Annotated in this window: 23 protein-coding genes; 3 read left to right on the top strand and 20 right to left on the bottom strand. The window is 62.9% G+C overall.

The annotated features are described in order from the left end of the window. Positions 1-5: 5 nt before the first annotated feature. Positions 6-1,601, bottom strand: a complete 1,596-nt coding sequence (nusA, locus tag NKJ20_RS12885; RefSeq protein WP_352566252.1) for a transcription termination factor NusA — start codon at positions 1,599-1,601, stop codon at positions 6-8. Positions 1,602-1,648: 47 nt separating this feature from the next. Beyond that, complete coding sequence (gene rimP, locus NKJ20_RS12880; RefSeq protein WP_023676900.1) at positions 1,649-2,281, bottom strand: ribosome maturation factor RimP; 633 nt, start codon at positions 2,279-2,281, stop codon at positions 1,649-1,651. A gap of 281 nt (positions 2,282-2,562) precedes the next feature. On the opposite strand from rimP, the gene NKJ20_RS12875 reads away from it, so the two are divergent. Beyond that, a complete protein-coding gene (locus NKJ20_RS12875; protein ID WP_352448601.1) occupies positions 2,563-2,727 on the top strand; it encodes a hypothetical protein in 165 nt (54 codons plus the stop codon). 60 nt (positions 2,728-2,787) lie between these two features. On the opposite strand, the gene trmB is transcribed toward NKJ20_RS12875, so the two are convergent. The 18 genes from trmB to NKJ20_RS12785 form a co-directional block, all read right to left on the bottom strand. Beyond that, a complete protein-coding gene (gene trmB, locus NKJ20_RS12870; RefSeq protein WP_352744414.1) occupies positions 2,788-3,489 on the bottom strand; it encodes a tRNA (guanine(46)-N(7))-methyltransferase TrmB in 702 nt (233 codons plus the stop codon). A gap of 11 nt (positions 3,490-3,500) precedes the next feature. After that, a complete protein-coding gene (metK, locus tag NKJ20_RS12865) occupies positions 3,501-4,790 on the bottom strand; it encodes a methionine adenosyltransferase (protein ID WP_023676896.1) in 1,290 nt (429 codons plus the stop codon). 330 nt (positions 4,791-5,120) lie between these two features. Then, positions 5,121-5,540 (bottom strand): helix-turn-helix domain-containing protein, encoded by a 420-nt coding sequence (locus NKJ20_RS12860; protein ID WP_023676895.1) that lies wholly within the window; start codon positions 5,538-5,540, stop codon positions 5,121-5,123. Between the two features lie 137 nt (positions 5,541-5,677). Then, positions 5,678-7,264 carry an apolipoprotein N-acyltransferase gene (gene lnt / locus NKJ20_RS12855; RefSeq protein ID WP_352744411.1) on the bottom strand — a complete coding sequence of 529 codons (1,587 nt, stop codon included), beginning with the start codon at positions 7,262-7,264 and terminating at the stop codon, positions 5,678-5,680. Between the two features lie 87 nt (positions 7,265-7,351). Further along, positions 7,352-7,822: a VOC family protein gene (locus tag NKJ20_RS12850; RefSeq protein ID WP_352744408.1), complete on the bottom strand. Its 471-nt coding sequence runs from the start codon at positions 7,820-7,822 to the stop codon at positions 7,352-7,354. Between the two features lie 17 nt (positions 7,823-7,839). Further along, the gene (locus tag NKJ20_RS12845) at positions 7,840-8,913 is read right to left on the bottom strand and encodes a hemolysin family protein (protein WP_352448597.1); all 1,074 of its coding nucleotides are present in this window, start codon (positions 8,911-8,913) and stop codon (positions 7,840-7,842) included. A 28-nt stretch (positions 8,914-8,941) separates the two neighbouring features. Beyond that, entirely contained in the window at positions 8,942-9,439 is a 498-nt protein-coding gene (ybeY, locus tag NKJ20_RS12840) for an rRNA maturation RNase YbeY (RefSeq protein ID WP_352448596.1), read from the bottom strand. 17 nt (positions 9,440-9,456) lie between these two features. After that, positions 9,457-10,506, bottom strand: coding sequence for a PhoH family protein (locus NKJ20_RS12835; protein WP_023676891.1), 1,050 nt, complete (start codon positions 10,504-10,506; stop codon positions 9,457-9,459). A 26-nt stretch (positions 10,507-10,532) separates the two neighbouring features. After that, entirely contained in the window at positions 10,533-11,942 is a 1,410-nt protein-coding gene (gene miaB / locus NKJ20_RS12830) for a tRNA (N6-isopentenyl adenosine(37)-C2)-methylthiotransferase MiaB (RefSeq protein WP_352744404.1), read from the bottom strand. A gap of 63 nt (positions 11,943-12,005) precedes the next feature. Then, positions 12,006-12,806, bottom strand: coding sequence for a lyso-ornithine lipid O-acyltransferase (gene olsA, locus NKJ20_RS12825; protein WP_352744401.1), 801 nt, complete (start codon positions 12,804-12,806; stop codon positions 12,006-12,008). A 21-nt stretch (positions 12,807-12,827) separates the two neighbouring features. Beyond that, a complete protein-coding gene (gene rimI / locus NKJ20_RS12820; protein WP_352744399.1) occupies positions 12,828-13,322 on the bottom strand; it encodes a ribosomal protein S18-alanine N-acetyltransferase in 495 nt (164 codons plus the stop codon). After that, positions 13,322-14,074 (bottom strand): tRNA (adenosine(37)-N6)-threonylcarbamoyltransferase complex dimerization subunit type 1 TsaB, encoded by a 753-nt coding sequence (gene tsaB / locus NKJ20_RS12815; RefSeq protein WP_352744397.1) that lies wholly within the window; start codon positions 14,072-14,074, stop codon positions 13,322-13,324. The genes rimI and tsaB overlap by 1 nt, the downstream gene beginning before the upstream one ends. Before the next feature lie 160 nt (positions 14,075-14,234). Then, the gene (locus NKJ20_RS12810) at positions 14,235-15,341 is read right to left on the bottom strand and encodes a DUF1513 domain-containing protein (RefSeq protein WP_352744395.1); all 1,107 of its coding nucleotides are present in this window, start codon (positions 15,339-15,341) and stop codon (positions 14,235-14,237) included. Positions 15,342-15,343: 2 nt separating this feature from the next. Next, positions 15,344-16,417: an imelysin family protein gene (locus tag NKJ20_RS12805; protein ID WP_352744392.1), complete on the bottom strand. Its 1,074-nt coding sequence runs from the start codon at positions 16,415-16,417 to the stop codon at positions 15,344-15,346. Next, positions 16,417-18,015, bottom strand: coding sequence for a di-heme oxidoreductase family protein (locus NKJ20_RS12800; protein WP_352744389.1), 1,599 nt, complete (start codon positions 18,013-18,015; stop codon positions 16,417-16,419). Before NKJ20_RS12800 ends, NKJ20_RS12805 begins: the two co-directional genes overlap by 1 nt. A 12-nt stretch (positions 18,016-18,027) precedes the next feature. Continuing rightward, positions 18,028-18,513: a bacterioferritin gene (bfr, locus tag NKJ20_RS12795; RefSeq protein ID WP_023676883.1), complete on the bottom strand. Its 486-nt coding sequence runs from the start codon at positions 18,511-18,513 to the stop codon at positions 18,028-18,030. Beyond that, complete coding sequence (locus NKJ20_RS12790) at positions 18,479-18,790, bottom strand: (2Fe-2S)-binding protein (protein ID WP_023676882.1); 312 nt, start codon at positions 18,788-18,790, stop codon at positions 18,479-18,481. The genes bfr and NKJ20_RS12790 overlap by 35 nt, the downstream gene beginning before the upstream one ends. 56 nt (positions 18,791-18,846) lie before the next feature. Beyond that, the gene (locus tag NKJ20_RS12785) at positions 18,847-20,136 is read right to left on the bottom strand and encodes an imelysin family protein (RefSeq protein ID WP_352744528.1); all 1,290 of its coding nucleotides are present in this window, start codon (positions 20,134-20,136) and stop codon (positions 18,847-18,849) included. A gap of 426 nt (positions 20,137-20,562) precedes the next feature. On the opposite strand from NKJ20_RS12785, the gene NKJ20_RS12780 reads away from it, so the two are divergent. Then, complete coding sequence (locus NKJ20_RS12780; RefSeq protein WP_352744387.1) at positions 20,563-21,816, top strand: NAD(P)/FAD-dependent oxidoreductase; 1,254 nt, start codon at positions 20,563-20,565, stop codon at positions 21,814-21,816. A gap of 116 nt (positions 21,817-21,932) precedes the next feature. Further along, positions 21,933-22,038, top strand: a 106-nt coding sequence (locus NKJ20_RS12775; RefSeq protein ID WP_352744525.1) for a sulfotransferase, incomplete at its 3' end; no start/stop codon positions are given.

Genomic DNA, 22,038 nt, shown 5'->3' with positions numbered 1-22,038 from the left:
TCACCTCACGCACCGACGGTTTCGTCAGCCGGCGCGCCCTCGGCGGCAAGCTCGTCTTCGGTGATCCAGCCAGCCTTCAGGCGAGCGGCCAGGACCATCTGCTCGGCATCGGCGCGTGATACGCCGTGGTTGGCGAGCACACCCGGGAATACCTTCGTCTCGCCGTCCTTGCGTTCCTTCCAACCGGTCAGGTCGTCGGCGGCGTAGCCGGCGAAATCCTCGATCGTCTTCACGCCGTCCTCGCCGAGCGTCACCATCATGGCGGTGGTGATGCCGGGAATCTCGCGCAGCTCGTCCTTGACGCCGAGCGCCTTGCGCTTCTCGTCATGCTCGGCTTCGATCTTCTCCAGATATTCGCGGGCGCGGGTCTGGATTTCCGAAGCCGTGTCCTCGTCGAAGCCGTCGATCGACGCGATTTCGCCGGAGTCGACATACGCGACCTCCTCGACGCTGGTGAAGCCTTCGGAAGCGAGCACTTGGCCGACCATCTCGTCGACGTCGAGGGCTTCCATGAACAGCGACGACCGTTCGACGAATTCCTTCTGGCGGCGTTCGCTCTCTTCCTGCTCGGTCAGGATGTCGATATCCCAGCCGGTGAGCTGCGAGGCAAGACGGACGTTCTGGCCGCGGCGGCCGATGGCCAGCGACAGCTGATCGTCGGGAACGACGACCTCGATGCGCTCGGCATCCTCGTCGAGCACGACCTTGGCGACTTCCGCCGGCTGCAATGCATTGACAATGAAGGACGCCGCCGAAGGCGACCATGGAATGATGTCGATCTTCTCGCCCTGCAATTCACCGACGACCGCCTGGACGCGGCTGCCGCGCATACCGACGCAGGCACCGACCGGATCGATGGAGCTGTCGCGCGAGATGACAGCGATCTTGGCGCGCGAACCCGGATCGCGGGCGACCGACTTGATCTCGATGATGCCGTCGTAGATTTCCGGCACTTCCATGGTGAACAGCTTCGCCATGAACTGCGGATGGGTGCGCGACAGGAATATCTGCGGGCCGCGCTGTTCGCGGCGCACGTCATAGACATAGGCACGGACGCGATCGCCATACTTGTAGTTTTCGCGCGGAATCAGCTCGTCGCGGCGGATGATCGCTTCGCCGCGGCCGAGATCGACGATGACGTTGCCGTATTCGACGCGCTTGACGGTACCGTTGACGATCTCGCCGATACGGTCCTTGTATTCGTCATATTGCCGGTCGCGCTCGGCCTCGCGCACCTTCTGCACGATGACCTGCTTGGCGGACTGGGCGGCGATGCGGCCAAAATCCATCGGCGGTAGCTGTTCGGCAATGAAATCGCCGAGCTGGGCGTCCGGATTGCGCTCGCGCGCCGAGGAAATGGCAATCTGCGTCGCGTAGTCATCGACCTTCTCGACCACTTCCATCAGCCGCTGCAGCTTCATCTCGCCGGTATTGGCATTGATGTCGGCGCGGATATTGGTTTCCTGGCCGTAGCGCGAGCGCGCGGCCTTCTGGATCGCATCGGCCATGGCGGCGATGACGATCGACTTGTCGATCGACTTTTCACGCGCGACCGCATCGGCGATCTGCAGCAGTTCAAGCCTGTTGGCGCTTACAACCATCTTCTTTCTCCCGAGCTTGTTGCCGACCCTTACGGCCGGCAGCCCAATCACATTTCCTGTTCGGTTTCGTCTTCCGCACCCTCTGGTGCGTCTTCGGGTTCGCCGCGGCGTTTCCTGGCTTCCTTGCGCGCCCGATTGTCCTTCGAGAGCGCATCGCGGATAAGGTCGTCGGTCAGAATCAGCCGCGCTTCGGCAATCGCATCGTAGGGAACACGTACCGTCGGCTCCTCGCCGTAAGCGGCCTTGTCACGCTCGATCAGCACACCGTCCGCGTCGCTTTCGGCGATCTTGCCCTTGAAGCGCTTACGGTCGGCGACGAGAACCGATGTTTCCATCTTCACCAGATGGCCGGTCCAGGCTGCAAAGTCCGATTTGCGGACCAGCGGCCGGTCGATGCCCGGCGACGACACTTCGAGATGATAAGCCTTCTCGATCGGATCATCGACATCGAGCGCCGGCGACACCGCCCGGCTGACCTCTTCACAATCCTCGACCGTCATGGTGCCGTCCTCGCGCTCGGCCATGATCTGCAGCGTCAGCCCGTTCTGGCCCGACAGGTGCACACGTACCAAGCGGAAGCCAATGGCGCGCAGTACCGGCTGAACGATCAGCGCGATGCGCGCATCGATGCCGCTTTCGCGGATGATGCGGTCGTCGCCTTCGCTTGCCGTCACTGTCATTCGTTCCTGTCACTCGATTTCTGTTGGTCGGCAGGTAATAAAAAAGAGCGGGACCGGGTGGACCCACTCTTCGTCATAGCGACCAAGAATTTGAAGCTGATATAGACGATCGTGGTCCTCGTTTCAAGCCCGTCCTGCATGACGGCAAGGCTCCGAGTCCGCAGCGCTGCGCCAAATGCATGGCGCCCATGCAGTGATCCCCCTTTGAGCACCGGCCACGCACGACTATCTATGTTGCATTGCACAATTGGAGCGCTCACTGCGCTCAAAAGGGTACCATCATGAACAATCGTGGATTTTTTTCAGCCATAGGCGATGTCTTTAGCGTGTTCGGCAGCGCCGTAGCCGCGTCGCGGGCTGTGGAAAGCGGTCGCAAGCCGCGTGCGCATGATCTGCGCAATCTCGGCATGGAGCCGGCAGCCTTCGACAAGATCCGTCGCTTCTGAGCCAAGTGAGCGCCGAGAGCCTTCGGCCCGCTCGCCTTGTGCTCAGCTCTACTTTCCCGCTTATTTCCGCACGAAGGTGAGATAGGCGGGCCGTCGGCCTTCGCGAATGGCCTTGGCCTCATAGCGCGTCCCCGGCCAGCCATCATAGGGCCGGTGCCAGTCGGCTGCTTCGCTTGCCTGCCACGTGAAGGCGTCGTGCGCCCGGCAATGCAGGAGCGTCCAGTTCACATAGCTATCGATATCGGACGCAAAGTGGAACTTTCCGCCGTGCTTCAGGACGCGCGCGAAGCGGTCGAGATTGACCGGGCTGACGAAGCGCCGCTTCCAGTGCTTCTTCTTCGGCCACGGATCCGGATAGAGAAGATCAATGCCGTCAAGCGAAGCCTGCGGCAGCCAGTCCAGCAGACGTGTGGCGTCGTCGTCATAGACGCGCAGATTGGCAAGCGGCCGCTCCCGGACCGCCATCATCATCTTGGCCATGCCGTTGACGAAAGGCTCGACGCCGATAAAGCCGGTCGTCTGGCTGGCCGTAGCACGGTGCAGAAGATGTTCGCCGCCGCCAAAACCGATTTCGAGCTGGACAGCCGAAACTTCGGCTTTGAAAAGGCTGCGCAAGTCGGCCGGCGGTTCAACCGTCAGATCGAGCCTGTAGGCGGCGAAGCCGCTCTCCAGCGCCGCTGCCTGTTGTGGTCGAATGGTCTTGCCGCGCCGGCGACCGAAAAAGGCCTCGGTCGCACGGCTTGGCCGGTCCTTCGGATCCATAGGCGCCGCGGTTAGGCGGCGACTGCTTCGGCGACCGGTTCGGCGAGAGCGTCCTTGAGCGCCTTGGCGAGATCGGTCTTCTCCCAGGAGAAGGATCCGTCGCGGCCGGCCTTGCGGCCAAAATGGCCGTAGGACGACGTCTTGGCATAGATCGGCTTATTGAGATCGAGGTGGCGGCGGATGCCGGACGGCGACAGGTCCATCACGGCACGCAGTGCACGCTCGAGTTTTGCCTCGTCGACCTTGCCGGTGCCGTGCAGGTCGACGTAGATCGACAGCGGCTGGGCGACACCGATCGCATAGGAAAGCTGGATGGTGCAGCGATCGGCGAGCTTTGCGGCAACCACGTTCTTGGCGAGATAACGCGCCGCATAGGCCGCCGAGCGGTCGACCTTGGTGGTGTCCTTGCCAGAAAAAGCGCCGCCGCCATGAGGCGCAGCCCCACCATAAGTGTCGACGATGATCTTGCGACCGGTCAGGCCGGCGTCGCCATCAGGCCCGCCGATGACGAACTTGCCGGTCGGATTGATGTACCAGTTGCAATTGTCGGCAATCTTCAGGTCGCCCAGTGCTTCGCGAATATAGGGCTCGACGACGTTGCGCACCTTCTTCGAATCCCACGTCTCGTCGAGATGCTGGGTCGACAGCACGATCTGCGTCACTTCCGCCGCTTTGCCGTCGACATAGCGGACGGTGACCTGGCTCTTGGCATCCGGCCCGAGCCTGCCGGCATCACCGCTGCCTTCATGGCGCGCAGCCGCCAGCAATTCGAGGATCTTGTGGCTGTAATAGATCGGCGCCGGCATCAGGTCCGGGGTTTCGCGGCAGGCATAGCCAAACATGATGCCCTGGTCGCCGGCTCCCTCCTCGCCTTGCCGGTCGGAGGCGTTGTCGACGCCTTGGCCGATATCCGGCGACTGGCCGTGCAGCAGGACCTCGATCTTGGCTGTCTTCCAGTGGAAGCCGGCCTGCTCGTAGCCGATTTCGCGGATCGCCTTGCGAGCGACCGACTTGAACTTGGCCGGGTTGACAATCGGATGGCCGGCCGCATCCTTCAGGACGTTGCCCTCCTTGTCCTTCTTGAGCAGCGTCTCGGGGACGCGCACCTCGCCGGCGATGACAACGCGATTGGTCGTCGCAAGCGTCTCGCAGGCAACGCGGACCTTCCACGGGTCCATGCCGGTCTTTCTGGCTTCGCGATAGACGAGATCGACAATCTCGTCGGAGATGCGGTCGCAGACCTTGTCGGGATGGCCCTCGGCAACGGATTCCGAGGTGAAGAAGTAATTGTGCCGCGTCACGGGTGTCCCCTCTTGAAAAAAATATCGGCAGGCCGCCGATTTTGGCGCGCCAGTTGTTAACGGTGCCGGGCGTCGCTCGTCAAGCCATGCAGCCGTTCTGGCATGAATTTTGACGTTATTATCTTTGCATCCCGAGACAGCGGCAGGGCGCACTGCGATCAGCCCTTGCACCAACAGACTGAGGAAAACGGCTTCGAGGAAGCGTGTCGAGCGAAATCGATCTGCGCTTCAGCGCATCTGCGGAATGAACATCCCTCAATGCGCGCAGCCGCGAGAAATTGCATGCCCAGCTACGACGACCCCTTCCTTGTTGAACTCTTCAGGGGCCAGTCAATCGACTTCGTCGGTGGAAAGCGACTTCACCAGCTCGATGATCTTGCGGCGCACTTTCACGTCAGCGATCTTGACGAAGGCGCGATTCAGCTGGAGGCCTTCCGGGCTGCCGCAGAATTCGACGGCGGAGGTCATCGAAGCATCCTCGGCAAATCCACGGTTGCCCACGGGCTCCTGACCGGGCGCATCCTCGAAAAAGAAGGCGACGGGGACGCCGAGTATGGAGGCGATTGCCTGCAAACGGCTGGCGCCGACGCGATTGGTGCCCTTTTCGTACTTTTGGATCTGCTGGAACGTTATGCCGAGGTTTTCACCCAGTTTTTCCTGGCTCATTCCCAGCATATTGCGGCGAAGCCGGATGCGGCTTCCGACGTGGATGTCGATCGGATTCGGCTTTTTCTTGTTTTCTTCTGTCATTTTTTCCTCGCCGAATTTTTCCGGCTTTTTCTATTTTGCTGCCCAAACGACGCCGCGGCCCGTGCCCCAACAGAACGACCTTATCGACTTCGAAAATTTTCAGGCGCTTACAGTATGAGTTTCTAATGTGTCGGCTGTCAATTCGCCCGTAGCCTTTGCCTTACGTTCAAAATGCATGCCGCAACGGCAAGCAAAAACATGATCAGCATTCCGTTAATGCGTCGTTGGCCGGAGGAAACGATGGCTTGGTTGGAGATCGGCACACGCACATCGATCGCGCCGCGTGCATCGATTGCCAGCGCGTCGACGATGCGACCGCGCGAGTCGACAACGGCCGAAATGCCGTTATTAGCCGCGCGCAACAGAGGCACCCCATTCTCCACCGCCCGGATCTGCGCCTGCCTGAAGTGCTGGTACGGCCCCGGCGTGTCGCCGAACCAGGCGTCATTGGTGACGTTCACAATAAGCTCGGCTGACGTTGCGTCAACTGCGACCAGATCGGGAAAGATGACCTCATAGCAAATAAACGGCAGCGCCCGGATACCGCCGGGCAGGGCGATCGGATGCCGCTCATTGCCCGCCGCGAAGGTCATTGGACCGGCAACAAGCTGCTCAAGGCCGAAGCGGCCGAGCAGATCGGCGAAAGGCAGGTATTCGCCGAAGGGTACCAGGTGGACCTTGTCGACGGCATCGACGATTTCGCCCCTTTCGTCGATGGCCACCACAGAGTTGTAGTAACGGCTGCCGGCCGCCGAGCCGCCTTCCTCGCGAACGACGCCGGCGACCAGCATCTGGCCATCGCCAAGCATCTCTCCGATCGCAGGCAGGGCATCCGGACGTTCGGTGAACAGAAACGGCACGGACGTCTCCGGCCACAGGATCAATTGCGGCCTGTCATGGCCGGGTTCCGGCGCCTTGGCCGAAAGCCCCATCATGGTGGCGAAGATACGGTCACGCACCGAGGTATCCCATTTTTCCGTAAGGTCGACGGCAGGCTGCACGATACGGACGTCAAGGCTGCGGGCGGCCGGCTTTTCGGGGGCGGCGAGCCGGACATAGCCGAAGCCGGCATGGGCGGCGACGAGAACGACAAGCAATGCCGCGCCGAGGCGGAGATGCCGGCGCGCCGCAAGCAGCGCCGGCAGTGCAAAGACGAAGACCGCAAGCGCGTCCATGCCGACCATGCCGGTCACCGATACGCTCTGCATCAGCAAAGGCACCGGCATCGCCGCATAGCCGACGGCATTCCAGGGAAAGCCGGTGAACAGGAAGCCGCGCAGCCATTCCGCCAGCGCAAAGCCGAAGGCAAGTGCCGCGATGCGGCCGATGTCGTTGCTCCACAACAGCCGGGCAACCACGGCAGCGAAACCGTAAAAGAGGGCGAGCGCGAGGGGGATGCCGACCACCGCGAACGGCAAGGCCCAGGCAAAGCTGTCGGCCTCCACCAGCAGCGCCGAGCCGACCCACCAGAGACCGGCAAGAAAGTAGCCGAAACCGAACCACCAGCCGATGGCGAAAGCCGGCAGCAAGCGACGCGGAAAACCGTCCGAGGCTTCGCCGGTCGCGCCGTCGAGTAGCCACACCAGCAGGGGAAACGAAACGAAGCAGACGGCGAAGAAATCGTAAGGCGCCTGGGCAAGAACCGCCAGCGCCCCGGCAAGAAACGCCACCAGCGCGCGCCGCCAGCCCCAAAGCAGAATTATCCGGCCGGCCTGGCGCTCCATCTATGCTTCCGAGTCGTGCGAATCAGGAAGCAAGATTTATCAGGCCGCGGGCTTGGCTCCAAACCGGGCGACCTAGTCCGCTCATAGTTATCGATGCCAGCCTTGTATCTTCAGCCCGCCCAGCCGCTCAGCCTCTTCGCGTGGGACAGAGCCGACAGTCTGGGAAAAGGTCCAGACATGGCCTTCAGGATCGCGCGCCCTGTACTGCCGTTCACCGTAGAGCTGGTCGGCAGGCCCCTCGACGATCTCGGCTCCCGCCGCCCTTGCACGATCGCAGTGGGCATCTATTCCGTCCTTGAGACGTACATAGACCGACTGCGTGTTCTTGCCTGCAACTGAAGCCGGGCTGGCTATATGGTCGGCCCATTCGGAATCGACGATGATATAGCCGTCGCCGAACCGCATCTCGGAATGGACGAGCCTGCCATTAGCATCGCTGACCACCATGCTCGGCTCGAAGCCGAAAGCCTTTTCAAGCCATGTCAATGCGGCACGCGGATTCTGGTAGAAGACACCCGAGCCCAAGGTTGAGTGCTTGAACGGGTCCTCAACCGGCATCGGGCAAGCCGCGTCCTTCAAGCCTGCTCGGTGCGGACGGCGCGGCGGCGGCGCTCGCCCTTCAGGGTCTCGACGATGCGCACGCGCTTGACGCGGCGCGGATCGGCGTCGAGCACATGGAACTCGAAGCCGGGTATAGCCTGCACCACTTCGCCGCGCGCCGGCACCCGGCCAAGCGTGTTGAAGATCATGCCGCCGATCGTGTCGACATATTCGCCGTGCTCGCCGGCGGCGAAATCCTCGCCGATCATCTTGGCGACGTCGTCGATCTCGGCCTTCCCGTCGACGATGAAGACGCCTTCGCCGGCCTGGGTGATCATCGGCTCGTCTTCGTCGTGCTCGTCCTCGATGTCGCCGACCACCATCTCGACGATGTCCTCGAGCGAGACGAGACCGTCAGTACCGCCATATTCGTCGATGACCAAAGCCATCTGGGTCCGCGTCGTCTGCATCCGCCCCATCAGGTCGGAGGCGAGCATCGACGGCGGCACGAACAGCACCGGTCGGATCAGGTTGAGATCGCCGATGGTGCGCGCCAGATCGACCTGGGCGAGATCGAGAACCGTCGCGACCGGAGTTTTCCTGGTCGTCCTGCCCTTTCTGACGCGGGCGACCTTGGTGATGTGCGCCAGCACGTCGCGGATATGAACCATGCCGCGCGGATCGTCGAGCGTCTCCGAATAGACCGGCATGCGGGAATGGCCGGACTGCTCGAACAGCCCCAGAAGATCACCCAGCTTCGTGGTGATCTCGACCGCCTCGATGTCGGCGCGCGGCACCATGACGTCCTCGACGCGCACTTCGCGCAGGCGCAGGATGTTGTTAAGCATGGCGCGTTCGCCGGGGGAGAAGGATTCTGCATCGCTCGCCGTTTCGGCAAGCGCACCGGCAATCTCCTCGCGCAGGCTGGTGCCGTTGCGGTGCCTGAAAAGCCCGAGCACGCGATCGAACAGGGAAGGACCGGCAGGCGATGCCTCGCTGGCGAAGCTGCCGGTCGTGGTACTCGGACTCGAGCCCTCTTCCGTCGTTTCGGAAGGCTTGATCACACTGCCGGCGTCGGAGCGGGCGGCAGTCTCTGGTTTGTCGTTCATCATCGTCCGGTCAATTGGTCTTTTGTAATTACGTGTAGGGATCGGGAATGGCAAGCCTCGCAAGTGCTGCGCGCTCTGTCGCTTCCATCAGTTCCGCTTCGGCATCGGTTTCGTGATCATAGCCCAGCAAATGCAGCAGGCCATGGATGACGAGATGGGAGATATGGTCCTCGATGGGCTTGTCTTCCAGTGCCGCCTCGCGCGCGACAGTCTCGGCGGCCAGCACGATGTCGCCGAGCATCGGCGGCAGAGGCCCGCCCCTGGCAAACGGAAAAGCGGGAAAAGACAGGACGTTGGTCGGCTTGTCCTTGCCGCGCCAGCCGGCATTGAGCGTGCGGATACGGGCATCGTCGGAAAAGACGATGCTGAGCTCGGAACGCCCGTCGGCACCGGTTTCGGCAAAGGCGGCCGAGACGGCGTGGTCGACCAGCCGCGTCAGCGTCGTCTCGTCGGGCCAGTCGCCCGCCTCGATCGCGATATCGATTTCGACGGGAAGCGGTCCCCCCGCCTTTTGCTCCTCAGCCATGCGGCCGCATAATCGTATCAGCTTTCGACACCCAAACCCCTGGCCAGCTTGCCGTCCCGGTCGTAGGCCTTGACGATCTCGGCGACCAGCGGATGCCTGACGACGTCGCCTTCGTTGAAGCGGACCGTCACCATGCCGGTGACGCCGTCGAGGATTCTCAGCGCCTCGACCAGGCCGGACTTGGTGTTTGGCGGCAGATCGATCTGGGTCGGATCACCGGTGACGATCATGCGCGAGTTCTCGCCGAGCCGGGTCAGGAACATCTTCATCTGCATCGGCGTGGTGTTCTGCGCCTCGTCGAGTATGACGGCAGCGTGCGCCAGCGTACGGCCGCGCATGAACGCCAGCGGCGCGATCTCGATGACCTCGGCGGCAATCGCCCGCTCGACCTTGTCGGCCGGCATCATGTCGTAGAGCGCGTCATAGAGCGGCCGCAGATAGGGATCGACCTTCTCCTTCATGTCACCCGGCAGAAAGCCAAGCCGTTCGCCGGCCTCGACCGCGGGGCGCGACAGCACGATGCGTTCGACCATGCCGCGTTCGAGCAGCATTGCCGCATGCGCCACCGCCAGATAGGTCTTTCCGGTGCCGGCCGGGCCGATGCCGAAGACGAGTTCCGACCGCTCCAGCGCGCGCATGTAGGCGTCTTGGTTCAGCGAGCGGGCATAGATCGTCTTCTTGCGCGTCGATATCTGGGCGGCGGACACCTTGCCCTTGCGCTCCAGCGTCGGCAGCGTCAGCTGATCGTCGCTGGCGATCGCCATGCGCACGGCGCCATCGACATCGGACTGGCCGATGTCGGTGCCTTTCTGCAGAATGCCGTAAAGATTGTCCAAGGCGCGGCGTGCCTGCTCGGCGGCCGAGGAAGAGCCCTTGATGGTCAATTGATTGCCGCGCGAGCGGATATCGACGCCGAGCTTCTGCTCGAGTCGGGCCAGATTCTCGTCGAACTGGCCGTAAAGGGCGCTGGCAAGCTTGTTGTTGTCGAAAGTCAGTACGATGTGCGCGATATCCGAGGCCCCCGAGGGTAGGTTCTGGGGCAGGTTCTTCACTTCAGCAGCGCTCAACCGTCTCTCCTCATCTGCCGAGACCTTCAGGCCAATTCGGCGAACAGGCTGTTGTAGCCCGTCTTCGTGATTCGTACCTGGATAATGTCACCGATTTCGCCGGCCTTTTCATCAACAATAACCGGCTGCAGCCAGGGCGAGCGGCCAACCTTCTGGCCGGCCTGGCGGCCCGGCTTTTCGATCAGCGTGTCGATGGTCCTGCCGATCAGGCTGGTGCCGAAATCCTGCTGCTGTTTCAGCAGCAGCGCCTGCAGCCGCTGCAGGCGCTCGTCCTTGACGGCCTCCGGCACGTGATCGCTCATCTCGGCGCCGGGCGTGCCGGGGCGCGGCGAATATTTGAACGAAAAGGCCGAGGCATAGTTGACGTCTTCGACCAACTGCATGGTCGCCTCGAAATCGGCTTCCGTCTCGCCGGGAAAGCCGACAATAAAATCGCCCGACAGTGCAATATCGTTCCGTGCGGCACGGATGCGGTCGATCAACGTCAGATAGTCTTTGGCCATATGCCTGCGGTTCATCGCCTTGAGTATGCGGTCGGAGCCGGACTGCACCGGTAAATGTAGATAGGGCATCAGCGTCGGCAAATCACGATGGGCGGCGATCAATTCATCGTCCATGTCGCGCGGATGACTGGTTGTGTAGCGCAGCCGCGCCAGGCCTGGAATCTCGGCCAGCCTGAACAGCAGCCGGCCAAGGCCCCATTCCTCGCCGTTTTCGCCTCTTCCATGCCAGGCATTGACGTTCTGGCCGAGCAGCGTCACCTCGCGCACGCCGGCATCTGCCAGGCGCTCGGCCTCGGCGACGATCTGTGCGACCGGCCGCGAGACTTCCGTGCCGCGCGTATAGGGCACGACACAGAAGGTGCAGAACTTGTCGCAGCCTTCCTGAACGGTCAAGAACGCCGTCACGCCGCGCCTGATCAGTTCGGCGCGCTTCGGCTGCGGCAGATACTCGAACTTGTCCTCGACGGCATAGTCGGTCTCGACGATCTTTTCGCCGCCACGCGCCCTCGCCAGCACACCGGGCAGCCGGTGGTAGGTCTGCGGGCCGATGACCAGGTCGACGGCCGGCGAGCGGCGGATGATCTCGGCACCCTCGGCCTGCGCCACGCAGCCGGCGACGCCGACCAGCATTTCGCGCCCGGCCTTTGCACGCTCGGCCTTCAACTCACGGATGCGCCCAAGTTCGGAATAGACTTTTTCCGCCGCTTTTTCGCGGATGTGGCAGGTGTTGAGCAGCACCAGATCGGCCTCGCCGATAGCGTCTGTCGCGGCATAGCCGTCGGCCGCCAGCGCATCGGTCATGCGCTGCGAATCGTAAACGTTCATCTGGCAGCCATAGGTCTTGACGAAGACCTTTCTGGTCGCGGCAGGCGGAACGACCAGGTTTTCGGCGGCAGCGCCGATGTCGTCGCGTTCTATCGTGTTCAATTCCATTTCGCGGCTTCTAGCGCCTTTCCCCGACAAAAAACAGACGAATCTGGCCGGGACCTGCGCAGCCTACCGGCTCGGACGCGGTTCGGCGAGCGCCGCCTGCACCATCTTGCGCACCTGGCGTTCCATCTGCTTTGCCGTCTCCTTGCGGCTTGAGCCCTTGGAGAAAGCAATCGCCTCGCCAAAATGCACCTCGACGTCGAGGGCGCCCTCGGCCATCAGCACCTTGAGGTGCGGCATCAGCTCCTCGTCGCCGATCCAGGCGGCAACCGGCCGATGCCGGCGGCCGAGCGGCACGCCATGCAGGCGCGTATAGACGATCGCCACCGGCTGGATGAAGACCTGTTCGGCCGCCCCTTCCGCAATCGCCATTGTAGCGGCGCCGAACAGCGTGCTCTTGAACGGCAGGATCATGTTGCCGTCGCCGGTCGAGCCTTCGGCAAACAGCACCATGGCGTCGCCCTTGGCCATGCGGCCGGCGATCTCGCTCGCCTGGTCGCCCGACGAACGCTTACGCTCACGTTCGATGAATACCGTGCGCTGCAGCTTCGACAGCATGCCGATCAACGGCCAGCCGGCCATATCGGCCCTGGCGATGAACGTCACGTCGACCATCGACCCCAGCACCATGATGTCGGTCCAGGAGATGTGGTTGGCAGCAATCAGCAATGGGCGCCGGCCGGACAGCGCTCCCTTGACATGGATGCGCAGCCCCAGCGTCCTGACAATCATCCTGTGCCAGATTTTCAGGATGAAGGTCTCGCGCCAGAGCCCGGTCCGCATCGACAATATCTGCAGCGGCACAAGCACCAGCGAGCCGACGACAACCAGCCCCAGCGCCAGGAAAATCCTGATTTTTCCGATCATCCGCACCACCCCGGCGTTTGGCTAACGAAGATCGCGGCGCATGACAAGCGCGCCGGTCGGGCCCTGCTCCGGCGACTTGTAATAGTTGGCACGCTTGCCGACCTCGCGGAAGCCGAACCGCCGGTAGAGCGCGATCGCGGCGACATTGGTCTCGTCGACCTCGAGGAAAAGCGCCTCGGCGCGCTGTGCGTGCAGTTCACGCAGCACCGCATCCATCAATTGCCAGCCGAGCCCCCGGCGCCGATGCGAGCGTGCCACCGCGACCGTCAGGATCTCCCCCTCGCCGGCCGCCAGCCGCGCCAGCACGAAGCCGACCGGCGGCTTGGCACCCTGTCCGGTCTCGCGCGCGGCATAGCCGAACACCGTGTCCTGCTCGAGCAGCGCGGCGAATTCGTCGTCGGTCCACGGCCGCGCGAAATCCTCGCGATGCAGCACCGACATGGCCGCGCTATCGGCAACCGTCAACGGCTCGAGCGCATAGTCCCTGCGGCGCGACTGGAGGAAGGGAATGCGCATCAGGACTTGTTTCCGTTTGGACCATGATCTTTTCCCAAAACCGGTTTCCACTTTTTGGGATCATGGTCTTGCCTCGATAGAATAAAGCCTCCCTGAGGCTTTGCGTCGGCGCCGCGCAGATAGAGCGGTTTCGGCTTTTCGCCCTTGCCCTTTTTACCGGCACGTTGGGCGGCGGCCAGCCGGGCATAGACGGCGATGTCGGCGGTGGCCGCTGTCGCGCCGACGTCGAAGGCGCGCCCGGCCGAGGCGGCAATTTGCGTTGCCGCCGTACCGGCGAGAACCGCGGAGCTGTCAACCGCGATGGCGGCGGCTTGCGAGAGCGTGGTCACCGAGGGACCGTAAATCAAAACGGATGCTTCATCGTAGAGTGCCGCATGGATTTCCTCGCGCCCTGCATCGAGCGCGGCGAGCACGGCGCGACCGGGAAATGCCGCTCTCGCTTGCGCCGCCAGGGCCTCCAGAGTCGTCACGCCGATCGCCGGGATTTTCAGCGCCAGCGCAAGGCCGCGCGCCGCCGAGACGCCGACGCGCAGACCGGTGAAGGAGCCCGGACCGGTGGAAACGGCAATGGCGCCGAGGCTGGCATAATCGGTTCCAGCCGCCTTCAATGCTCCCTCGATCACGGCCATCAAATGTTCCGCATGGCCCTTGCCAAGATCGATCACCGAACGGCCGAGTTCCTTCCCAGCCGCCGCGTCGTAGACGCAGGCGGCGCAGAGATTGGCGGCACAGTCGATGGCAAGTAAATTCATGAAGCGGCCGGTTGAGACAGTTTCGAAAACAGCTTCCCTCTGCCCGCCAGGGCTCATCACCGCAAGGGCATAATGGATAAATCGTCAGGCGACTTTGCTTCGGCTCAGGTTCAAGACGGTAAGTTTCGACGAACGTAACTGCCACAAATCGGTGCCAGGACTAGCCGATCTGCTCGATACGCAGCACGTGATTATCCCAGACATAGTCCGGCTCGGAACGGGTCGCACCACCGGCTTCGATGATTTCGCCGGCGCCGGTCGTCGCCATGAAGCTTTCCCCATCGGCTGCAACGCCGCAAACCTCGACCAGCGCCTTGGTGGCGACGATGCGGCCGCTGGCCGTGTCGATCACGGCGAGCGAATTGCCCTCAGGCGAAGACACGGCGATAGTGCCGGCGGCAGGGTTGGCGGCGACCGAGCCGATATAGTTCCTGAAGGCCGAGAGCACGTCCTGCGACATGTCGAGCAATTTCAAGTCCATGCCGCGCGGCGCGCGGCCGAGCAGTGGGGGACGATCGGTACCCGGCCCCCTGTACTGACAGCCGAACCAGACGGTGCCGGAGCGGTCGGCATCCATATGGCGGATCGACAGTTGGTGCAGCGCCGGCGGCAATTCGTGCTTTTCGGTGAGATCGCCTGTGAGACGGTCGACCAGCACGTAGGATGGCCGCATCGTGGCAATGTTGAGCTCGGCGCGGCCATAATCCGGATGCGTCTCGATGCCGCCATTGGCCACAGCAATCGTCCTGCCATCGGAAAGCAGCAAAAGCTCGTGCGGGCCTGTGCCGTAGGTCGGAAACTCGCCGATGCGCTTGAATTTCGCATGCGCGTCATAGACGCCGACGACGCCGGCGGCATTGTCGAAATCGTTCTCGGTGGCGTAGAGCAGCGTGCCGTCGGCCGAGAACACGCCGTGACCGAAGAAATGCCGGCCGGCAATGCTGGCAACGGTCTGCGGTTCATCGCGGCCGGTGTGGTCGAAGACGACAGCAAAGGTGCCCGGCTGCCTGGCAAACACCACCGAACGCTTGGACACCGGGTCGAAGGTAACGCCGTGGCCCCGATCGGGCAGATCGATCGTGTGCAACAACTTGCCGGCCTCGGACAGGACGGCCGCGCCATAGCTGCCGTCGCGCTTGACGAAAGCGGTGGCGAAGACCGCGTCGGCGTCGAGTGTCTTTGCCCAGGCCGACGGCGCCATCGCCGCTACGAAACCAGCGCCTGCGGCCCTCAGGAAATCGCGCCGATCGATCAGCGGCGTCCTCATGATCAGTCGCCGTCCAATGACGAGAACCCGGCGGTCAGGCCGAATTCGGCGGTCAGCCTGGTGCCGATCAGGGTCGTCAGGCTGGATGTCACCAGCGAGAAATAGTCGAGCTTCTGGCGCAGCGCCGGATCGGCAAGTGCCTTGTCGATCGGTCCCCTGATCGCCTTGGCCGCCTCGATCCCGTTGGTGAGCTGGATGTGGACCGATTCTGCCATCCAGCGCGCATCGGCCGGCAGCGCGTCGCCAAGCTGCGAGGCCTGGAACAGCGTGTCCATGCCCGCCAGATTCCCGGTCAGCGAGCGGGCGGTGTTTTGCGAGCGCCAATAGATCGCCTGTTTCGGTTTGTCGGCCTCCGGCTTGGCGCCCAGGAAGCCTTTCAGGCGTACGTCGCGGACCATTTCCAGCTCGTTGATGAAGACGCCGACCAGTTCGGTCACCGCTTCAGTTCCGTCGTGGTAGAGCGCGTTCTGCGGACCCGGATTGGCCCAGAGCGCGGCAAAGCCGTTGGGCTCGTTCCAGGCATCGCCAACCTCGCCGGCAATCATCTCGACATTGCCGGCAATGGCCGCACCGTAGGCGCAGCGATAGGCGTCGTCCCTGCCGACCAATTGACCGGCTCCGTCGCCGTAGAGGACGAATTCCAGTGCGCCGAGCCCTTGCATGGCGACGCTCTTTGTAGCCAGCTGGGCCGGATCGGCGGCTGTCGGATCCTTGCCGGCAAGTGCTGCCTGCACCTGCTTCAGGCCGATGCTCTTGCGGTCCGGCCAAAACAGCATGCGCTCAAGCCGGTTGTTTTCCGCGATCGGCCCGAAACGGATGATTTCCACCACCGACCAGGCATCCACGACACCCGAGAATTCGGCGCGTGCCGCATCGAGATTGTCTCGCGAGGGCGCTTGGCAAAGCGCGTGCATGGTCTTGGCCAAGCTGTCCGCATGGTCATTCAGTCTGGCATAGGCCGGGCGGACGAAGCCGTCGATCGCCCGCTGGATCACATCCGAAGCCTTCACCGCCGCGGATGCCGGCAGCGCAGCGGCGAGGACCAGCATCAGAGCGAATGCAAGACGCTTCCGCATCAGAGCGACTCCAGAAACTTGATCAGCGCGGCGCGGTCGGCCGCACCGGCAGCGGCAAAGCGGTCACGCGCCTTCTGGCCCTCGCCGCCATGCCACAGAATCGCCTCGGCCAGGCTTCGTGCGCGCCCGTCATGCAGGAAGAAGGTGTTGCCGCTGACGGTCTGGGTGAGCCCGATGCCCCACAGTGGCGGCGTGCGCCATTCGCTTCCCGTGGCCTCGCCCACCGCCTGTCCGTCGGCAAGACCAGGTCCCATGTCATGCAGCAGAAAATCGGAATAAGGCCAGATCAGCTGGAAGGCCTGCGCCTTGTTCGGGGTGCCGCGACGGGTGACGAATTTCGGCGTATGGCAGGAGATGCAGCCCATATCGTAGAACAGTTTTTTGCCGGCGAGCACGTCCGGTCTGTCGAGATCGCGCCGGGCCGGCACGGCAAGGTTTTGCGAATAGAAGGTCACGAGGTCCATGACCGGCGGCGGCGCTTCGACCGGACCGAGGCGCTCCTGTACACCGTTAGGTAGGGCAAGGCAGGTCTTTTCCGCGGCGCTGCAATCGCCCCAGTGCTTCGGCACCTCAGGCGTCGAAATGCCGATATCGCCGGCAAAAGCGTCCGCCGATTGCTGGCGGATCGATGCCGCCTGCGCCTTCCAGCCGAAACGGCCGAGCGTCAGTTCACCGCTGCTGGCGTCGCGTATTATGTTTGGCCTGCCGGAAATCCCGTCACCATCGCGGTCGGCCGCATCGGCACGCGCAAGGATGTCGGCAGGAGCGATCTGCTCGACCAGGCCAAGGCCGATCATCGGCGGCGTCATGCGCGGCGACAGCGTGGTGTGTGGATTGAGCGCCCCGTAGGCGAGACCGTCGACCGAATAGCTCGGCTTGCGCAGCGACACCGTGCTGCCGTCCGCCAATTTCACCTTCTCGTCCTGATAGTCGACATGCATCCTGCCTTCGCCCTGCAGGCCGGGAACGGCCAATTCCTGCAGCTGCGTGCCATAGACCGGGTCGGGAAAGTTGAGCACCTTGTGATCGGCGAGCGCGGCTTTCTCCTCCTCGGTACTGGCTTCCCTTGCCAGGCGCAGGAACATCGAGGTGGTGCCGCTGTCGCCTTCGGGCGGATGGCCGCGGCCGTCCTTCAGATGACAGTTCTGGCATGCGCGCTCGTTGAACAACGGACCGAGCCCATCCGAGGCTTGTGTCGAGGATGGCGAGGACACCCAGTTCTTGCGGAAAATGGCATTGCCGAGCTTGAAGGTACCCTCTTCCTCGAAGCTGATGTTGGCGGAGGATTGCGAGAAGGCGTCCTTGTTGACGTCCTTCTTCGAGGTGCCGGCGCCGCCCTGCATCAGCTCGAATTGCTCGGGCTTGGAGAAATCGCTGGTCGGCCTGGTGATGGCGATGACGCGCGCCAGATCCTTCGGCGTCAGATCCGTGCGGCTGGTGGCAAGCCCCGCCGGTTGCGGCGCCCCGGCCAGCGCCGAGGCTGTGAGCGTCGCCACCACGGCAAGAAAGGCGCCGCGAAGGATACCGTATCGCGGAGGCGGCAGGCCACAATGCTCGGCCGGCCGCAAGCGGCGCATGAAATCTAGGGGGCGCCGCATTCCGGCATGTCCTTATTCCGCCTCGTCGGCCGACGCTGCGTTGAGTTGGCCGTACTTTTCTTCGCCGATCGAGGCGAGCAGGTCGAGTTGCGTCTCGAGGAAGTCGATGTGACCTTCCTCGTCAGCCAGCAATTCCTCGAACAGCTTCATCGTCACGTAGTCGCCTGCTTCGTTACAAACCTCGCGCGAACGCTTGTAGGCGGTGCGCGCGTCATATTCGCCGGCAAGATCGGATTCGAGCACTTCCTTGACATTCTGCCCGATGCGCAGCGGCGCCACGGACTGCAGGTTCGGATGGCCCTCGAGGAAGATGATGCGCGCCACGAGCCGGTCGGCATGGTGCATTTCCTCGATCGATTCAGCGCGTTCCTTCTTCGCTAGCTTGGCGTATCCCCAGTCTTCCAGCAGCCGGAAATGCACCCAGTATTGATTGACCGCCCCAAGTTCCAGAAACAGAGCCTCGTTAAGCCGCTCTATGATCTGCTGTTCGCCTTTCATGGGTTCTGCTCCCGTATTGGACGCGCAGGCCTCTGACGCGATCCAGGTGTGAAACGATGTCCACGCCACTCGCCGCCGAGCGGGCATGGTAATTTTCGGTGACCCGAATGATCGTTTCGACCACATTTGGGAAGCAGCCGCAACAGCGACCGCGCTTGTGCATGGCGTGATAGACCTTCGCCGGCACGATCAGCTGCCAGGGGTCCTCATCCAGCAGTCCGACGATCGTCTGCTCTATCTCCTTTTCGGTGATGATGTTGCAATGGCAGATCAGCATTTGTCGCTCTGGCTAACGGCGCTTCGTTGCGTCGCGCGGCTGGTGGTTTCGATAGTCTATTGGAACACCTTGTCCGGTGAATCGAGGCTGTCCGAGCCCTCGAAGGCTATCGCATTGAGCTTCAGGGTACCGACGGCGCGTTCGATCGACTTGGTCTGATCGACCAGCGCGTCGATCGCCGCGTGCACAGTGGCATTGCCTTCCGTGTTGCCTTCTCCGATCTGCTGGTCATAGGCCTCGCCGGCAAGCGCCCGCGCCTTGATGGCCTCCATCTTGGCGACGGTGACGTCCAGTTTGTCCGACAATTCCTTGGCAACCGCCGGGTCGGCCGCCTTGACCATGTCGGCCACCGACGGCCCCTCGACGACAGTGCCGTCGAGCCGCTTGTAGCTGCCGTGATAGGCGGCACGGATGCCGATCGCATCGTAAAGATGGGAGTTGTAGGTATTGTCGGAGAAGCAATCGTGCTCCTCTTCCGGGTCGTGCAACAAGAGGCCGAGCTTCATCCGCTCTCCGGCGAGCTCGCCATAGGACAGCGAGCCCATGCCGGTGAAGATGGTCGAAATGGCGGTGTTCGGCTCGCCATCGACAAGGTTCTTGCGGGCGGCGCCGCCTTCCTTCCAGTCGTCGACCATATCTTTTAGATCGGAAACCAGAAGGTCGCTCGCCGATTTCAGATACTGTCCGCGACGGTCGCAATTGCCGCCGGTGCAATTGGCGAGGTCGTAATCGGTGTAGGGCCGTTCGCCGGCGCCCGGACCGGTGCCGTGCAGGTCCTGGCCCCAAAGCAGGAATTCGATGGCGTGATAGCCGGTCGCCACATTGGCCTCGATACCGCCGGCCTCCTGCAGGGTGCCGGAGAGGAACTCCGGCGTCAGGTCGGTGGCGTCGATCTTCTTGCCGTTGATCTCGATCGACTTGTTGGCGATCACATTGGCGGTGTAGAGCGCGTTGGCGTCCGACTCGGTGCCGTAGCTCTTGGCGACATAGTCGATCAAGCCTTCGTCGAGCGGCCAGGAGTTCACCTTGCCTTCCCAGTCGTCGACGATCGCGTTACCGAAGCGATAGACCTCGGTCTGCTGATAGGGAACGCGCGATGCCTTCCAGGCCTCGCGGGCGGCGTTCAGCGTTTCGGCAGATGGCTTGGCGAGCAGCGCATCGACGGCCTTGTCGAGCGCCTCGGCCGTGATCAGCGAATCCTCGTATTTGGCGAGCGCAATGTCGGAATAGGTCTTGATGACCGCCTTGGCATCGGTTTGCGCCTTGGCCGGCAGCACGAACACGGCCGCCGTCAGCATCGCGGTGGCGCCGATCGCTGCAAGCCTGCCGCCATACCGCGCGGTCATCATCGTTCTCATGATTGTCTCTCCTCGGGAATCAATGAAATGCCGGCGCCGCGGCGGGCAGTTGCCAGCGGGCAAAGAAGGGTCGCGCCATCGCGCGGTTCGCGGAAGAAAGACACCGAAATGCCTCCAATCGAAAGGGTTCAAGGCCCAGACATCAAAGGGATGCGCTGACGCGCGAGCTTCCATAAAACGGCGAAGACGCCGGATGTCAACTGGTGGCATAGAAAAAATTCAATTGAAACAACAGTTTAGAATTATTCTAAACTAGAACTGTCAACTTTAACACCGACGTATGAGGAATGCCGGCGCATGACGCAGTTGACAGGCGGCCGTTCCGGGTGCGACCCGGATCGGCGCTCTTGCGGCGGCGCCGGACAATCGCCACCTGGCGAGACGTCCTAGATTTGGATGAGGAATCGGGCTGCTATGAAGAACGGGGTCGTCATTGTCGGTGCGGGTCATGCGGGCGTGCAAGCGGCCGCCAGCCTGCGCGAAGAAGGCTATGACGGCCCGGTGATCCTGGTCGGCGACGAAAACGAATTGCCCTACCACAAGCCGCCGCTGTCGAAGACCTTCATCAAGGATCAGCAAGCAAAGCCGCAGCCGTTGCGCGGCGAGGCTTTTTATACCGGCAGCGCCATCGACTTCCGGCCAGGCATCCGGGTCGAGCGGATCGACGTAGGCGGCCGCAGGCTGGAGATATCGGGCGGCGGTGTGTTGCCGTTCGACCGGCTGATCCTCGCCACCGGCGCGCGGCCGCGCCTGCTGCCGCTGCCGGGTTCGGAGCTTTCCGGCGTTGTGTCGCTGCGCTCGCTCGGCGATGCCCGCCTGATCCGCGAATTGAGCGCGCAAAGCGAGGAGGTCGTCATCCTCGGCGGCGGCTTCATCGGCCTGGAGATTGCCGCGACGCTCACCGCGGCAGGCCGCAAGGTTACGGTGGTCGAGGCGGTCGACCGGCTGCTCGGCCGCGCCGTGGCACCGGTCATCGCCGGCCATGTGCGCCAGCGGCTGGAGGCCACCGGTGTGCGCATCCTTACCGGCACCACCATCGAACGGCTGGAGGACGAGAACGGCCGTGTTTCGGCTGCAATCACCTCATCCGGCGAAAGATTGCCGGCGCAGATGGTCGTCATCGGCATCGGCGTCGTGCCGAATGTCGAACTGGCCGAAGCCGCCGGCATTGCCATCGGCAACGGCATCCGCGTCGACCAGCAGATGCGTACGTCGGTGCCGGAAATCCTCGCCATCGGCGATGCCGCCTCCTACCGGCACTGGTTCACCGGCGGCGATGTGCGGCTGGAATCGGTACAGAACGCCACTGACCAGGCGCGGCTCGCCGCGCGCACCATCGTCGGCCACACCGACAATTACTCGGCAGTGCCGTGGTTCTGGTCCGATATCGGTGACATGAAGCTGCAGATGGTCGGCCTGATTGCGGGTGGCGACAGCCATGTCGTGCTGGGCGACGTGGTCGAGAACAAATTCTCCATCTACCACTATGCCGGAAGCCGGCTGCTCGGCATCGAATCGGTCAACCGGCCCGGCGACCACATGCTTGGCCGCAAGATGCTCGGCGCCGGCTTTTCGCCGCCGCCGCAGATTGTCGCGACCGGGCCCGACGGGCTGAAGGCGGCGCTCGCCGCCTTCCAGGAAGGAGAGCCTGTCCGCGCTGCGGGATAAGATCAAACCCAATCACCCTGAATGACCGAGTTCGACCGGGAGCTGACCTTCAAAACATATAGCGAAGTAAAGGAAACAGCGGTATTTTGACCAATTGAAATCGTCGGGGGGTGCTCATGGCTCTATATGTCATTGGCGCAGGCATGGGTCGCACTGGCACATATTCGCTGAAGCTCGCCTTGGAGCATCTTGGGTTCGGGCCGTGTCATCACATGGCAGATG

The organism is Mesorhizobium sp. M0185 (genome assembly GCF_040322175.1).
Lineage (GTDB): Bacteria > Pseudomonadota > Alphaproteobacteria > Rhizobiales > Rhizobiaceae > Mesorhizobium.
This window is presented reverse-complemented; position numbering and strand designations above follow the sequence as displayed.